General features: G+C 68.1%; 11 protein-coding genes and 2 pseudogenes. 8 read left to right on the top strand and 5 right to left on the bottom strand.

What is annotated here, in order from left to right:
- The first annotated feature begins 96 nt into the window (after nt 1-96).
- From D7Y13_RS00430 to D7Y13_RS00410, 4 genes are all read left to right on the top strand, one after another.
- Nucleotides 97-522: a DUF4326 domain-containing protein gene (locus D7Y13_RS00430; RefSeq protein WP_120581818.1), complete on the top strand. Its 426-nt coding sequence runs from the start codon at nt 97-99 to the stop codon at nt 520-522.
- Between the two features lie 70 nt (nt 523-592).
- Entirely contained in the window at nt 593-1924 is a 1332-nt protein-coding gene (locus D7Y13_RS47070; protein WP_199732632.1) for a glycoside hydrolase family 16 protein, read from the top strand.
- An 80-nt stretch (nt 1925-2004) separates the two neighbouring features.
- Nucleotides 2005-3567: a Kelch repeat-containing protein gene (locus D7Y13_RS45580; protein WP_158620231.1), complete on the top strand. Its 1563-nt coding sequence runs from the start codon at nt 2005-2007 to the stop codon at nt 3565-3567.
- Between the two features lie 77 nt (nt 3568-3644).
- Nucleotides 3645-3824: a hypothetical protein gene (locus tag D7Y13_RS00410; RefSeq protein ID WP_120581819.1), complete on the top strand. Its 180-nt coding sequence runs from the start codon at nt 3645-3647 to the stop codon at nt 3822-3824.
- An 88-nt stretch (nt 3825-3912) separates the two neighbouring features.
- On the opposite strand, the gene D7Y13_RS00405 is transcribed toward D7Y13_RS00410, so the two are convergent.
- Nucleotides 3913-4725 carry a hypothetical protein gene (locus tag D7Y13_RS00405; protein WP_120581820.1) on the bottom strand — a complete coding sequence of 271 codons (813 nt, stop codon included), beginning with the start codon at nt 4723-4725 and terminating at the stop codon, nt 3913-3915.
- A 346-nt stretch (nt 4726-5071) separates the two neighbouring features.
- Here D7Y13_RS00405 and D7Y13_RS00400 point away from each other — a divergent pair, with 346 nt between their 5' ends.
- Entirely contained in the window at nt 5072-5596 is a 525-nt protein-coding gene (locus D7Y13_RS00400) for a (R)-mandelonitrile lyase (protein WP_120581821.1), read from the top strand.
- Between the two features lie 3 nt (nt 5597-5599).
- Here D7Y13_RS00400 and D7Y13_RS00395 read toward each other — a convergent pair whose 3' ends face one another.
- On the bottom strand, nt 5600-6505 hold the full coding sequence (locus D7Y13_RS00395) for a LysR family transcriptional regulator (protein WP_120581822.1): 906 nt from the start codon (nt 6503-6505) through the stop codon (nt 5600-5602).
- 202 nt (nt 6506-6707) lie between these two features.
- Between D7Y13_RS00395 and D7Y13_RS00390 the strand changes: the two genes are divergently transcribed.
- Together D7Y13_RS00390 and D7Y13_RS00385 are read left to right on the top strand one after the other, a co-directional pair.
- A complete protein-coding gene (locus tag D7Y13_RS00390; protein WP_120581823.1) occupies nt 6708-7751 on the top strand; it encodes an NAD(P)-dependent alcohol dehydrogenase in 1044 nt (347 codons plus the stop codon).
- A gap of 16 nt (nt 7752-7767) precedes the next feature.
- Nucleotides 7768-8971: pseudogene (locus D7Y13_RS00385) on the top strand (efflux RND transporter permease subunit); the annotation flags it as partial.
- A gap of 353 nt (nt 8972-9324) precedes the next feature.
- Here D7Y13_RS00385 and D7Y13_RS00380 read toward each other — a convergent pair.
- The 3 genes from D7Y13_RS00380 to tnpB all read right to left on the bottom strand — a co-directional run bounded on the left by D7Y13_RS00380 (nt 9325) and on the right by tnpB (nt 11902).
- Entirely contained in the window at nt 9325-10314 is a 990-nt protein-coding gene (locus D7Y13_RS00380; protein WP_233595202.1) for an alpha/beta fold hydrolase, read from the bottom strand.
- A 121-nt stretch (nt 10315-10435) separates the two neighbouring features.
- A complete protein-coding gene (gene tnpC, locus D7Y13_RS00375) occupies nt 10436-11575 on the bottom strand; it encodes an IS66 family transposase (RefSeq protein ID WP_120630613.1) in 1140 nt (379 codons plus the stop codon).
- An 18-nt stretch (nt 11576-11593) separates the two neighbouring features.
- Entirely contained in the window at nt 11594-11902 is a 309-nt protein-coding gene (gene tnpB / locus D7Y13_RS00370) for an IS66 family insertion sequence element accessory protein TnpB (protein ID WP_120530882.1), read from the bottom strand.
- On the opposite strand from tnpB, the pseudogene D7Y13_RS00365 reads away from it, so the two are divergent.
- Nucleotides 11871-12368, top strand: a pseudogene (locus D7Y13_RS00365) (efflux RND transporter permease subunit); the annotation flags it as partial. The gene tnpB and the pseudogene D7Y13_RS00365 sit on opposite strands and share 32 nt — an antisense overlap.
- Nucleotides 12369-12930: the final 562 nt, after the last annotated feature.

The following is a 12930-nucleotide window of genomic DNA, read 5'->3' as shown; positions in this document are numbered from 1 at the left end:
GGGGGTGGGAGGAGGCGGGCGTCCTACGTTGCCCCTTCCAGAGGGCATTGCCAACCGGATCGCCCGGGCGGTGCCCGTCTGGTAACGGTCGAGGCCATGTCTGGATCCCGCACCACCGCCGTGCACGTCCACGAGGCCTGTGACGTGTACGTGGGCCGAGCCTTCCGCGTCTGGGCGAAGCCCGGTCCCCTCAACCCCGTCCCCGGCCGCTTCGGCAATCCGTTCAAGCCCGGGGGCGTGAAGACGCAGAAGGCGATGCTGCGCACCTACTTCGAACCCTGGCTGTCCACCCTGCCCGCCGACGAGGCCGCGCGGATCCGCGAGGAGGCACTGCGCCGCATGGGCCCGGAGCCGGACGCCTTCGAGTCCTTCCGCTGGTACCTGGAGCTGCGCACCCGTCACGACGCGGACTACCTGCGCGACGTGCGAGCCCTGCGCGGCAAGCGGCTGGGCTGCTGGTGCAAGCCGGGCCCATGTCACGCGGACGTGCTGGCCGCATGGCTGGACGCCCCGAAGGATTAAAACCCACTGGCCAGATGGTTTCCTTGATTTATAAGTAGGCGGGTATTTCACGCCTTTCAAGGAGAACACGATGAGTGAAATCCGTATCCGCCGTGGGTCACGTTTCCGTCGCGCCTGGGCCCTGGTGCTGGCGCTTCCGCTGGCCTCCGCGTGCAGCCCGGCTCCGGAGGCTCCTGAAACAGAAGCCGAAGCGATGCAGGCCCCGGCGCCGCTCATGTCCGCGATCACCAACACATCCTTTGAAACCAACACGAGCGGCTGGTCGTCGTGGCAGGGAACGCTGACGCGGGAGGCCCGGACGGGAGCACCGGACGGCCAGTACATCGCCCGCGTCACCGTCAGCGGCGCGGCCTCCATGTACTCGCTGGACGGCGCGCAGAGTGCCATCACCAATGCGCCGCAGGGCCAGGCGTATACGGCGACGGCGTATGTCGCCGCGGGCAACACCGGCACGGTGGGCAAGCCCGTGAGCCTCATCCTCCGGGAGAAGAGCGCCGCCGGTAGCACCTACAAGCTCTTCACGACGGACGCGACGCTGACCACCGCCTTCCAGCGGCTCACCATCACGGGGACCGTGGAGCGCGTGGGCGACACGGTGGATGTGTATGTCCTCCAGAACCAGGCGACGTCGGGCAATGCCATCCTCGTGGATGCCGTGACGCTGGTGGCCGGCGGCGGCTCGGGCCCTTCGGGCGAACCGATGCCGGTGGGCGACCTCACGAACTGGCGGCAGGTGTTCACCGATGACTTCACCACCCCGGTGCCCGTGGGCCAGTTCCCGGCGGCGGTGTCGTCGAAGTGGGGCGCCTACCTGGACGGCTGGAAGGACACGAGCAAGAACGGCACCTATTCCCCCTCCACGGTCGTCAGCATCCAGAACGGCGTGCTCAACAAGTACCTGCACACCGTGAACGGCGTGCACCGGGTCGCCGCGGTGCTCCCGAAGATTCCGGGCGCGACGGCGAGCGGCGGACTGCCCGCGGGTCGCTTCGCGGTGCGGTTCAAGGCGGACGCGGTGCCCGGCTACAAGACGGCGTGGCTGCTCTGGCCGGACAGCGAGGTGTGGCCTCGCGACGGGGAGATCGACTTCCCGGAAGGCGACCTCGACAGCACCATCGGCGGGTTCATGCACCGGCAGAACGGTACGTCCGGCGGGGACCAGGACCCGGTCTCCACCAGCGCGCGCTTCACGTCGTGGCACACCGCCATCATCGAGTGGACCCCGGGCCGGTGCCGTTTCATCCTCGATGGGACGGTCATCCTGGACAAGACCAGCCGCGTGCCCACCACGCCGATGCACTGGGTCCTCCAGACGGAGACGGACCTGAGTGGCACCGCACCCTCCTCCAGCGCGGCCGGCAACGTGCAGATCGACTGGGTCGCCGTCTGGGTTCCGAAGTGACACCCCCGGATTTCATGTTTCACGCGTTACACTGAGACTCCGCATGCGATGCTCCTGGTCTCACCCCCCAGGAGCACCTCATGTCCCTGTCGTATTGGAAGTCATTGGTCGTCGTTCCCCTGTTGTGTTGTTTCGCGTGCGGGCCCGCAATCACACCCACCGAGCTGGAGATGCCGGAGGACGGCGTCGAAGCCTCCCAGTCATCGGCGGTCGTCGTCAGCGGAGGATCCCTGCTGTCGGCACGCTATCAGCACACGGCCACGTTGCTCGGCAATGGCAAGGTGCTGGTGGCGGGTGGCGGAACGCCCTCCGGCGAAATGGCCACCACGGAGCTGTATGACCCGGCCACCCTGACGTCGAGCAGCGGCCCGTCCATGGCCACCGCGCGCCGCTACCACACCGCCACGCAGCTGCAGGACGGCAGCGTGCTCGTCGTGGCCGGCATCGGCGGGGGGAGCGTGATCGCCTCCTCCGAGCGCTATCAGCCGAGCACCAACACCTGGTCCGCCGCCGCGGCCCTGCCGCGCTCCAGCTACGGGCACAGTGCCACGCTGCTCGCGGACGGGCGGGTGCTGGTGGTGGGCGGCGTGAGCTACGTCACCAATGCCTATCTCTACGCGCCGTCCACGAACACCTGGACGTCCACGGGTTCGCTCAACGCCGGGATGATGGGGCAGGCCGCGGTGCGACTCGCGGACGGGCGGGTGCTCGTCGCGGGCGGAGGCAACAGCACCACGTCCGCCAGCAACCACGCGGAGATCTGGGACCCCGCCACGGGGGCATGGACCACGGTGGCCTCGATGAACGCGGGCCGCAACGGCCACACGCTGCACCTGCTGGCCAATGGGAAGGCGCTCGTGACGGGCTACACCCTGGCTGCGGAGCTGTACGACCCGGCCACCAACACCTGGACGAACACAGGCAGCACGGCCGTCACGCACTCGTCGGCGCCGTCGGTGGTGCGACCTGACGGGAGCATCCTGATGGCGGGGGGCTCCTTCAACACCTACGGTGTTGAGCTGTACACGCCCGCCACCGCCGGCTGGATCACGGTGGGGGCGATCACCCAGGGCCGCACGCAGCACCCCACCATCGCGCTGGCGGACGGGCGCGTCCTGTTCATCGCAGGCACCTCCTACAACGCCCAGGGCAACATGCAGGCGATCTCCAGCGTGGAGGTCTTCGATCCGACCGCCACCTGCGCGCCCACGACCTGCGTCGCGCAGGGCAAGAATTGCGGCTCCATCTCCGATGGCTGTGGCGCCACGCTGAACTGTGGCACCTGTAGCACCGGACAGACCTGCGGCAGCAACAACGTCTGCGCCTGCACCCCGACGACGTGCGCCGCGCAGGGCAAGAATTGCGGCTCCATCTCCAATGGCTGTGGCGGCACGCTGAACTGTGGCACCTGTGGTTCGGGGCAGGCCTGCGGTAGCAACAACGTCTGCGCTCCGAGCGCCCCCTCCTGCGCGCACAACGTGTGCACCTCGGGCGCCGCGCTGAGCAGGACGTGCAGTGGCTGCGTCAACACCGTGTGCTCCCAGGATCCGTATTGCTGCAACACCGCCTGGGACAGCCTCTGCGTCAGTGAAGCCAGCCAGTATTGCGCCATCGCGCAGCCGGGCTGCGTGACCCCGATGTAGTCAGGAGCAGGAAGCCCCCCGGGGCGGAAGAGAGGTCCGTCCCGGCGGAGGCCGGCCGGGGTTAGGCTGCGCGGCGAATGAAATACACCTTCGTGTTCGCCACCGCCGCGCTCCTCGTCGTGCGGGAGGATGCACCGGATGGGCGGACGGCGCTCGCGAAGGTGCAGCGCGTGCGGCCCGCGGTGCGGCTGTCCCCCGCGCAGGAACGGGCACTCGTCACCCTGTCCGAGGCACTGCGGCGCCCTGCCGCTTCGTGACGGCCACTCCGCGCGGGCAGACCGCAAAAACGACACGCCGGACGGGGAGACACTCCCGCCCGGCGTGGAACCTGCTCAACGGAGCCGACTACTTCCCGGCGACGAAGGACTCACCCAGGATGGTGAAGTCCTTGGCGGAGGCCTTCACGTCGATGCCGGAGAAGCCGGTGTAGGGGTAGTGACCTTCCTTCACCTCCTCGACGATCTCCAGGTAGTCGCCCTTGAGCTGCTTGCCATCCACATCCAGCGAGAAATCACCCGGCGCGCCGCGGAAGCTCCAGACGCAGGCGCCCGTGCTGATGGAGTCGAAGAAGCTCGTGGCGGAGTGATTCCGGAAGCCGATGTTGATGGGGTGGAAGCGGATGTGGATGTCGTACCAGGTGGAGTTCACGCCGTAGTCGAACTCGTAGTGCTGGAACCCCAGGAAGCGGTTGTTCTGATACAGGTTCACGCGGTACGCCGAGCCGCCCGGCGTGCCCGTGAACGTGGGCTGGAGGACCACCTGATCCCCGTTGCCCGTCAGGCCGATGCGGAGCGAGCTGACCACCTGGTCGCCATCGCGCGCCGTCAGTTCCAGGCCCTGTCCCGTCGCTCCAAGCCCGACGATGTCAGGCGTCAGCTCCCAGATCGTGGCCCGGGGGAACACGCTGGTGAAGCCGTCCGTCTTCACGTCCACAAGCCCGGAGACCGCGATGCCCTTGCTGCTCTTCGCGACCTTCGCGCGGCCCGTCGCGCAGTTCTTGATGCCAGAGAAGCCCTCGACGCACTGCTGCGTGGCCTCCGCCTCCTGCGTCGCAAGCGCGTCACCGGCGGATGACTGCGCCTCGTCGCCCTGGCAACCCGCGGCGGTCAGGCTCAAGAGCGCCGCCGCCATCAGGCGGCACGTCAGTTGGATGTTCATGGATGGGACCTCTCGTTGGGGGGATGAGGGGGACTGCATGCCGGGTCCGACGACGACCCGGCACGGGGTCCATGCACCCTCCGAGCCAGGGCCACCGCACCGCGGCATGTCCTCGGGAGTGTCGCCGTGTATCAGGTGACAGGCCCGTGCCGAGTAGCGCGGCCTGTCACAGAGTCGCGCGAGCTGTAACAAGCAGCGTCACATCGACTTGACTCACCGTCGCAGGGTGATGGCCCCGGCGACACGCCATGCGTCGGACTGTCAAGCAGCGCTTAAAAGCCTATTGGCTCCCTGGGGCCTAATCCCCTGGAGGACCCGGGCGTATCTCTCTTCGAAAGGAGTGGAGATGAAACTGTTCACCACAACAATCCTGTCGCTCTCGCTGCTCGCTCCCGCGCTCGCGCAGACCGTGCCTCCAGGTGGCGCCAAGGGCGGTGACCCGCAGAAGCTGAACATCGCGCGGAATGGATCACAGGCGTCCACTCAAGGACCCGCTGACAACTTCACGGGGTCCGTCCGCGTCGATCCTCTCTTCCAGGCGAATGCTCCCTCGCGCACCGCTGGCGCCTACGTCACGTTCGAGCCCGGTGCCCGCTCCGCATGGCACACCCATCCGCTCGGGCAGACGCTGATCGTGACCGCGGGGGTCGGCAGGGTCCAGCGGTGGGGCGACCCGGTCGAGGAGATCCGGCCAGGGGACAGGATCTGGATCCCGCCCGGTCAGAAACACTGGCATGGCGCCTCACCCACCACCGCGATGACCCATCTCGCCATCCAGGAGCAGCTCGACGGCAAGGTCGTTGAATGGCTGGAGAAGGTCAGCGACGCGCAGTACGACGCCAAGGCGCCGCTGCCGAAGAAACAACCCTGAGCCCTAGATCGCCTTCGCGGCCAGCTCCCGGGCGACCTCCACGAAGAGGCGCAGCGGCGTCGAGCGCTGTGCCCGGCTGGGGTAGTACAGGAAGAAGCCGGGGACGGTGGGTGCGTACGCTTCGAGCACCCGCAGCAACCGGCCGGTGCGCAGCTGCTCGGTCACCATGGGCTCGAAGACATACGCCAGCCCCAGGCCCTGCTCCACCAGGGGCACCGTCAGATGACTGTCATTGGTGACCACGCCCCCGCGCACCGGCACGCGCCAGTTCCTGCGGCCCCGCTCCAGCTCCCAGGCGTAGAGCGCTCCAGTGGTCCGCATGCGGAAGGTGATGCACTCGTGGTTCAAGAGGTCCTCGGGGCGCTGGGGCGTCCCGCGACGCGCGAGGTAGTCAGGCGAGCCCACCACCACGAAGCGGAACGCGTCGGTGAGCCGCACCTGCACCATGTCCCGCTCGATGGCCTCGCTCAGCCGCACGCCCGCGTCGTAGCCCTCCGCCACGATGTCCACGAAGCGCTCCTCGACGACGACCTCCACCTCGACCCGGGGATGGCGCTCGCGGAAGGCGGGGACCACCGGGGTGATGAGGTAGGGCACCGCCGCCCGAGGCACCGACAGCCGGACCCGGCCCACGGCCTCTCCGGGCTGCGCGGAGACCTCGGCGAGCGCAGTGAGCGCTTGCCCCATGGCCGGGCCCGCCCCCTCCACGAGCCGCCGGCCCGCGTCCGTCAGCGACACGCTGCGCGTCGTGCGCGTGAGCAGCACCACGCGCAGCTGCCCCTCGAGCTGGCGCACGGACTGGCTCACCGCCGCCGTGGAGACGCCGAGCTCGCGCGCCGCGCCGCTGAAGCTGCGCAGGCGGGCCACGGCGAGGAACACCTGGAGCTGGGGGAAGGGAGCCGTATTCATTCGCGAGAACCGCCTTCGAGGGCTGCTGGGAGGGACCGCTCCACCGCCTGCACGCGGCCACGCTACCGGAGCGCTTCCGCCCCACTGTTAAGCCTTGCTTAAGAGCCTATTGGCTCCCCCGCGCGTAGTCATCCCCGCCCCCGGGGCGTACTCCTCTTCGTGAACAGGGCTCAACAGTCCCCCCACGGAGATCCGAAGACCCATGCCCACCGTCAACGCCTACGCCGCCAGCTCCGCGACCTCGCCCCTCGGTCCGACGACCCTCGAGCGTCGTGAGCCAGGCCCGCGCGACGTCCTCATCGAGATCAAGTTCTGCGGCATCTGCCACTCCGACATCCACAGCGCTCGCAATGAGTGGGGTTCAGCGACCTACCCCCTCGTCCCGGGCCATGAGATCGCCGGCATCGTCACCAGGGTCGGCTCCGAGGTCACCCGGCATGCCGTGGGCGACCGCGTCGGCGTCGGCTGCATGGTCGATGCGTGCCGCGAGTGCGCGAACTGCCGCAAGGGCGAGGAGCAGCACTGCCTCAACGGGTTCACCGGCACCTACGGCGCCGTCGGGAAGGATGGCAGGACCACCCAGGGCGGCTATTCCACGCACATCGTCGTGGCCGAGGACTTCGTCCTCAAGATCCCCGCGGGCCTCGCGCTCGACGCCGCCGCGCCCCTGCTGTGCGCCGGCATCACGACGTACGCGCCGCTGCGCCACTGGGGTGCTGGCCCCGGCAGGAAGGTGGCCGTCGTGGGGCTTGGCGGGCTTGGGCACATGGCGGTGAAGATCGCGCACGCGATGGGGGCCGAGGTCACCGTCCTGTCGCAGTCGCTGAGCAAGAAGGAGGACGGCCTGCGCCTGGGCGCGGACCACTATTACGCCACGAAGGATCCGGAGACGTTCAAGAAGCTCGCCGGAACGTTCGACCTCATCGTGAACACGGTGAGCGCGAAGATCGACCTCGACGCCTACCTGTCCCTGCTGGCCCTGGACGGCGCGCTCGTCAACGTGGGCGCCCCCGCGGAGCCGCTCTCGCTCCAGGTGTTCTCCCTCATCATGACCCGCCGCTCGTTCGCGGGGTCGCTCATTGGCGGCATCCGCCAGACCCAGGAGATGCTGGATTTCTGCGCCCGGCACCGCCTGGGCGCCGACATCGAAGTCATCCCGGCCGACAAGATCAACGACGCCTACGAGCGTGTGCTCGCCTCCGACGTCCGGTACCGGTTCGTGATCGACATCGCGACCCTGAAGTAGCCCGGGCCTCCCCACCATGGTGAACTTCTTCATCCGACGGCCCGTGTTCGCGGCCGTCATCTCGATCCTGCTCACCCTGGTGGGGGGCATCGCCATCCCCAACCTGCCCATCGCGCAGTATCCGGATCTGGCCCCGCCCCAGGTGACGGTGACGGCCACCTACGTGGGCGCCAGCGCGGAGGTGGTGGAGAGCGCCGTCACCATCCCGCTGGAACAGGAGCTCAACGGCGTGGAGGGCATGCGCTACATCTCCTCCACGTCGAGCAATGACGGCACCAGCGCCATCACCATCACCTTCGAGCCCATCCGCGACATCGAGGTGGCCACGGTGGACGTGCAGAACCGCGTGGGCCGCGCCGCCGCGCGCCTGCCTTCGCAGGTGAACCAGACGGGCATCGTCGTCAACAAGGGCGCCAACCAGCTGCTCATCTCCTTCGGCCTGTACAGCCCGGATGAGCGCTTCGACGCCGAGTTCATCAGCAACGACGCCGACATCAACCTGAAGGACGCCTTGAAGCGCGTGCGGGGCGTCAGCGACGTGCGCTTGTTCGGCGAGCGCCGGTTCAGCATGCGCCTGTGGTTGGATCCCACGGAGCTGGCCCGCCGCAAGCTCACGCCCCAGGACGTGGCGCGCGCTCCAGGAGCAGAACCTGCAGGTGGCCGCGGGCCAGGTGGGCCAGCCTCCCAGCCGCGCGGACCAGGACTACCAGTTGGCGGTGCGTGCGAGCGGACGTCTCATCGAGCCCGAGGAGTTCGACGAAATCGTCGTCTTGCGCGGCGCCGACGGCCAGCTGGTCCGCGTGAAGGACGTGGGCCACGCGGAGATGGGCGCCGAGAACTACAGCCAGTTCCTGCGCTTCAACGGCCGCCCTGCCCTGGGCCTTGGCGTCAATCAACTGCTGGTGGCGGTGTTCGTCCCGGTGGCCCTGTCCACGGCGTGTGAACTCACGCTCACCCCTGCCCTCTCCGCCCTGCTGCTCAAGCGCCACCACGGGGAGAAATGGATCTTCTTCCGCAAGGTGGATCAGGTGCTCGACGGGACGAAGCGGCTCTATGGCGGGATGCTGCGCCGGCTGCTCCGGCATCCTGTCCTGGTGCTGCCCGTCTTCGTCGCCTTCCTCGGGGCCACGGTGGCGCTCTTCCGCGTGGTGCCCACCGGCTTCATCCCGGATGAGGACCAGGGCTACTTCATCGTAACAGCTCGCCGCGCCCCGTCTGGACGGGGCGAGGATGAGCCCGCCGGGCATTGAAGCACGGCGCGGTGGCGTCAGTCGGAGCTGGCCGGGAGCGTGACGGTACCGGGATTCTCGATGGCGGCAAGGGCGGCGCGCAGCAGGTAGCATCCCGGGTCTTCACCGCGCAGGCGAGCCATTTCCCCCAAGCAGGGGCGAGGCCGGAGCCGGAGGAAGAGAGCCCGTCCTTTGCCGCGACGAGGGAGGAGCCGAAGAAGGAGCGCACACCACGATTGGACTCTCGCCAGGCTGCTACGCAGGACGGAAAGCGCTGGACGTGCTCGCTTGCTCGAAGTGTGGAAACAAGAGATGCGCTCATCCAGCGCGCCTTCGCCGCCCTTTCAAAATGTCTCGAGGAAGGTCTTCATCTCGCGCAGCACCTCGTCATGGTTGGTGAGCCAGACGTAGTGCCGCGCGTGCTCGAGCTTGATGCCCTTCCAGTTCGGCATGCTCATCACGCTCAGCATTTCGGCGTCCCGCTGGAGCGCCCTGGCGCCCAGGTTCCTCAACTTCTCCTGCACGGGAAGGTCCATTTGGGAGAAGCCTGGGAGGTCCTCCGGCCGCCCGAACCGAGGCTGATCCACGTAGAGGAAGAGCACGGCCGCCGTCACGGCCGCGAAGTCCACCTTCGAGAAACCCTTCATCACCCGCTCCTCCGCGTGCGGCCACCTGCGGGCGCGCAGGTAGTGCCCGGTCTTCGGATCGAACTCGTTCGCCTCGTCGATCTCGTGCGCGGGGAACGCTCCTCCGACGTCACTCGCGAGCGCGGCGGCGAGCGCGGCGCGTGAGGCCACGTCCTCGGGAGCGGGCTCGCTCGGAGGAGGCATGGGCAGGACCGTAAGGAGCTCCGCCAGCAGGTCACCGTTGGTCCTCACGTCCAGGTAGACCACCTTCTCCACGCGCTCCGGGTGATGGGTTGCCACCCAGGTGAGCTCTGGCCCGGCGGCGGAGTGGCCCACGAATGACGCCTTCGCGATTCCCAGCCCCTCCAGCACCCGGACGACGTCCTCGCCCAGGGTGGCGGTGTCGTAGCCCTGCTCGGGCCAGCTCGACGAGCCAACCCCCCGGCGGGTGACGGCGTAGACGTGATGGGCCGCGGTGAACTCCGGCGCGAAGGTGTCGAACACGTGGCCCGTGTTGCCCAGGCCCGACAGGAAGACGAGCGCGGGTCCCTGGCCTCCGAAGTCGAGCAGCTCGAGCTCGACCCCCTCGGCCACCTTCACCCGCTTCACCTGATGCAACGCGCTGGAGTCGGCAGAAGCCGGGACCGGGACGGACTTCGTCGTCACACAGGCGAACAGCGGCAAGCAGAGGAGGAGGAGTTTTCGCATGGACTGACTCAACTACAGGAATGCGGAGACCACCAGGGAAGCCCATGGGTAACAGCTCGCCGCGCCCCATCTGGACGGGGCGTGGATGAGCCCCCGCCCGGCTTCGATGGGCGCGGTGGTGTCAGTCGGAGCTGGACGGGAGCGTGACGGTGCCGGGAGTCTCGATGGCGGCGAGCGCAGCGTGCAGCAGGTCGGCCTCAATGGCATACAGCTGGCCAATGAGCGACAGCACCTCGGCGCACACGGGGGCCACTCTCTCGGCCTCCACGAATTTGCGTCGCACGTGGGCCCAGCAAGACACCAGGGAGCAGGAGGCTGGCCCATCCGCTCCAGGCTTCGTCACCGTCTGGTAGGCGGCGTAGCCATCCACCATGACGACGCCCGCGTAGTCACCGAGTACCAGCTTCGCGGTGGCCCCGGAGCGACTGGGCAGAATCCGGTGGTACACCGCGTCCGCACAGGCCACCGTCCACGCGTACCACTTCTTCCCCGGTCCCTTCTTCAGCATGTACCAGTGCGTCTCGTCCGCGTGGATGAGCGGGGAGGAGAAGACAACCGCGGGCAGCGCCTCGTAGCTGGGCTGCAGGTGGTGGGCCAGCGCGTTGAGCTGGTCCCAGAGCGTCTGGCTGTCCACCACCAGGCCCTCTCGCTGAAACATGCGCTCCTGGCGCGCCAGTGGCAGGTGGAAGCCATACTTCCGCAGGGCGACGTGGACGGCGAAGTCCACCGAGTAGCGGCCCCCCTCAATGAGGCGCGGCGGGGCCGGCGCGGTGACGGGCGCACACCCGCAGGGGCAGCGATACTTCTGCCGACGGTAGTGCTTGAGGACGAAGTGGCGCTCCACCACGCTCACCTCCTGGCTGTCCTCCGTCTGTCCCGCGCACTCCTTCAACGCACCGCCGCACAGGCCGCACACCTTGTCGGCCTCGTCCAGGGGCAGCACCACCTCCTGCACGGGCAGCTGCGGCTGGGCACGCGGCCCGTGCCCGCGCTGCTTGCGTGCGCTCGCCGGCGGTGTCGCTTCCACTGCTGGCTTTCGCTTCTCGCTGGAGGCGCCGAAGAGGCGCTGCTGCATGAGCGCCAGTTGCTCCGCAAGCTGGGTGAGCTCCAGTTGCAGTCGCGCCTGGGCATCCTCACCCTTGAGCCTGGCATTCTCCTGCACCAGCAATTCCAGCCGCTGGTGCAGGCGCGCATGCTCCGCCTCGAGCAGCGCGGCCATCTGCTTCGCCGTTTCCAGGTCTGTCACATGCTCGATGCGCACCACACTTCCGCGATAGCGCTACACGGCGGGCGCCACCGCAAGCTCCTTCTCCTCGAAGGCGGGAGGCGATAGCTTCCAGCGCCCGGCCAGCTCGCAGCCCTCCAGAAACAGCGACAACTCGGCCACCGTCAGCTCCACGCTCAGCGCACCCGCCTGTACCCAGGGCCTGGCGAAGCGTCCCTTGAAGAGGCGTTTGGTGAGCAGCAAAAGCCCCGTGCCGTCGAAGTACAGCACCTTGGCGCGGCGACGGCACCGCCCGACGAAGAGGAAGACGTCGCCCTTGAGAAGCTGTCCGCACGAGAGCTTCACCCTGCCCCTGGTGGTCATCCTCTCGGTGCCCCTGGCGGTGCTGGGAGCGTTGGGGTTGCAGATGCTGCGAGGGCTGCCCAACGACGTCTTCTGTCAGGTGGGGCTCGTCATGCTGGTGGGGCTGGCGAGCAAGAACGCCATCCTCATCGTGGAGTTCGCTGAACAGCTGCGCGAGCAGGGACGCAGCGCCATGGACGCCGCCATCGAGGCCTCCGAGGTGCGCTTGCGCCCCATCCTGATGACCTCCATCGCCTTCCTGCTGGGCGTGGTGCCGCTCATGCTGGCCAAGGGCGCCGGAGCCGCCGCGCGCAACAGCCTGGGCACGGCGGTCTTCGGAGGCATGTTGGTGTCCACCGTCGTCAACCTCGTCTTCATCCCCAGCCTCTACGTGCTCATGCAGAAGCTGCGGGGCGAGTCGAAGCGCTCGCGCGATGAGGAGGAGGAACAGGAGGACCTGCCCGTGGTGCACCCTTCGAGTGGGTGAGGTGAGCCGCCTCCCCATCACCGACGGGCCGCGCTCCACCACCAGGAAAACTCGCTGCCGCGACTTAACTTTCTCTCTTGCCCATGTTGGCATGTTCCGACATGCCAGCCGTCCGCCATCTCCAGCGCGCCGTAAGCACAACCCTTGCGCTCACCCTCGTCGGGTGCGGCTCAGCCACCGTCGGAGCCGTTGGCAATCTCGCCACCGCGAAGTGGGTGAGCCCGCCCTTCCCCCGTCCGGAGGGTGGTCAGTTGCGGACGACCATCTATTACGGGCCATGGCACTGCAGCGCCGCCTTCATGTCCCGGTGCGAGGCAAGGTGCGCAGCGCAAGGGCATGCGCTCATGGGCTGCATCTGGCTGGCCGATTTCAAGGGCGACTGGCAGGGACGCTTCCTGCTGCGCCCGGTGGGAAGTGGCTGACTCCGGGCCCTTCTCGCCCGTACTCGGACTGAGGACGGCGCGATGACTACGCACATGCCCCGGCTGCTTGCGGAAATCACCCAACACCACTTCCCGAATCCACCTGCGACGGCGCAGCCCTCTTTCGGCCCTGGCCGGAT

Source organism: Corallococcus praedator, from assembly GCF_003612125.1.
In the GTDB taxonomy this organism is placed as follows: domain Bacteria; phylum Myxococcota; class Myxococcia; order Myxococcales; family Myxococcaceae; genus Corallococcus; species Corallococcus praedator.
Note: the sequence above shows the minus strand (reverse complement) of the source record. Positions and strands in the feature narration are given on the sequence as shown.

Excerpts from the sequence above, each read along its gene's own strand:
- D7Y13_RS00430 (WP_120581818.1), top strand. The coding sequence starts at position 97 with ATGTCTGGATCCCGCACCACCGCCGTGCACGTCCACGAGGCCTGTGAC.
- D7Y13_RS47070 (WP_199732632.1), top strand. The coding sequence starts at position 593 with ATGAGTGAAATCCGTATCCGCCGTGGGTCACGTTTCCGTCGCGCCTGG.
- D7Y13_RS45580 (WP_158620231.1), top strand. The coding sequence starts at position 2,005 with ATGTCCCTGTCGTATTGGAAGTCATTGGTCGTCGTTCCCCTGTTGTGT.
- D7Y13_RS00410 (WP_120581819.1), top strand. The coding sequence starts at position 3,645 with ATGAAATACACCTTCGTGTTCGCCACCGCCGCGCTCCTCGTCGTGCGG.
- D7Y13_RS00405 (WP_120581820.1), bottom strand. The coding sequence starts at position 4,725 with ATGAACATCCAACTGACGTGCCGCCTGATGGCGGCGGCGCTCTTGAGC.
- D7Y13_RS00400 (WP_120581821.1), top strand. The coding sequence starts at position 5,072 with ATGAAACTGTTCACCACAACAATCCTGTCGCTCTCGCTGCTCGCTCCC.
- D7Y13_RS00395 (WP_120581822.1), bottom strand. The coding sequence starts at position 6,505 with ATGAATACGGCTCCCTTCCCCCAGCTCCAGGTGTTCCTCGCCGTGGCC.
- D7Y13_RS00390 (WP_120581823.1), top strand. The coding sequence starts at position 6,708 with ATGCCCACCGTCAACGCCTACGCCGCCAGCTCCGCGACCTCGCCCCTC.
- D7Y13_RS00380 (WP_233595202.1), bottom strand. The coding sequence starts at position 10,314 with ATGCGAAAACTCCTCCTCCTCTGCTTGCCGCTGTTCGCCTGTGTGACG.
- tnpB (WP_120530882.1), bottom strand. The coding sequence starts at position 11,902 with ATGACCACCAGGGGCAGGGTGAAGCTCTCGTGCGGACAGCTTCTCAAG.